Source organism: Kocuria sp. CPCC 205263 (assembly GCF_040981075.1).
Classification (GTDB): domain Bacteria; phylum Actinomycetota; class Actinomycetes; order Actinomycetales; family Micrococcaceae; genus Kocuria; species Kocuria rosea.
Genome location: NZ_JAVKPV010000035.1, coordinates 1 through 1,260 on the forward strand (window position 1 = coordinate 1; position 1,260 = coordinate 1,260).

Consider the following 1,260-nt stretch of genomic DNA (forward strand, 5'->3'; position numbering starts at 1 on the left):
CGCCGTGCCGCTCGATGACAACCTCCCGCCGCGCGTCTACGAGCCGGTCACGGCGTTCGTGCTCCACCGCGCCGGCCTGGCGGACTACCTCTGAGGGCCCCCCGGAGCCCGGGACCCCCGCACCGGGGACCGGTGCGGGGGTCCCGGGCTCGGGAGCGGCGGGCTCAGCGTTCGCGTTCGCCGCGGATGAAGGCCTCCAGGTCCGCCCTGGCCACGTCGTCGGGTAGCTGCAGGTGCGGGGACTTCATGAAGTACGCCGACGCGGAGGTCAGCGGGCCCCCGATCCCGCGGTCCGCACCGATCTTCGCCGCCCGGATCGCGTCGATGATCACCCCGGCCGAGTTCGGTGAGTCCCACACCTCCAGCTTGTACTCCAGGGAGATCGGGGCGTTGCCGAAACCGTGGCCCTCCAGGCGCACGAAGGCGAACTTGCGGTCCTCCAACCACGGCACGTGGTCCGAGGGCCCGATGTGCACGTCCTTGGTCCCGAACTCCCGGGCCACGTTGGAGGTCACCGCCTGGGTCTTGGAGATCTTCTTCGACTCCAGCCGGGTGCGCTCGAGCATGTTCATGAAGTCCATGTTCCCGCCCACGTTGAGCTGGTAGGTGCGGTCCAGCACGTAGCCGCGGTCCTCGAACAGCTTCGCCAGCACCCGGTGGGTGATGGTCGCCCCGATCTGGGACTTGATGTCATCGCCCACGATCGGCACCCCGGCGGCGGTGAACTTCTGCGCCCACCCGGGGTCGGAGGCGATGAACACCGGCAGCGCGTTGACGAAGGCCACCCCCGCCTCGATCGCGGCCTGGGCGTAGTACCGGTCGGCCTCCTCCGAGCCCACCGGCAGATAGGACACCAGCACATCCACCTGCGCGTCCTTCAGGACCTGCACCACGTCCACCGGCGCCTCGGCCGACTCCTGGACCACCTCCCGGTAGTAGGACCCCAGCCCGTCCAGGGTCGGCCCGCGCTTCACGGTGACCCCGGTGTGCGGAACCTCGGCGAAGACCAGGGTGTTGTTCTCCCCGGCGCCGATCGCCTCGGCGAGGTCGAGCCCGACCTTGGCGGCGTCGACGTCGAAGGCGGCCACGAACTGCACGTCGCCCACGTGGTAGTCACCGAAGACCACGTGCATCAGCCCCGGCACCGTGGCGGCCGGATCGGCTCCGGCGTAGAAGTGCACGCCCTGGATCAGCGAGGAGGCGCAGTTGCCGACACCGGCGACGGCCACGCGAATGGGATGGTGGGACACGGGACTCCTT

At 69.9% G+C, this 1,260-nt stretch carries 1 protein-coding gene; it reads right to left on the reverse strand.

The features are described from left to right. Nucleotides 1-164 precede the first annotated feature (164 nt). Entirely contained in the window at nucleotides 165-1,250 is a 1,086-nt protein-coding gene (locus RF647_RS18980) for an inositol-3-phosphate synthase (RefSeq protein WP_368813091.1), read from the reverse strand. Between the last annotated feature and the right edge of the window lie 10 nt (nucleotides 1,251-1,260).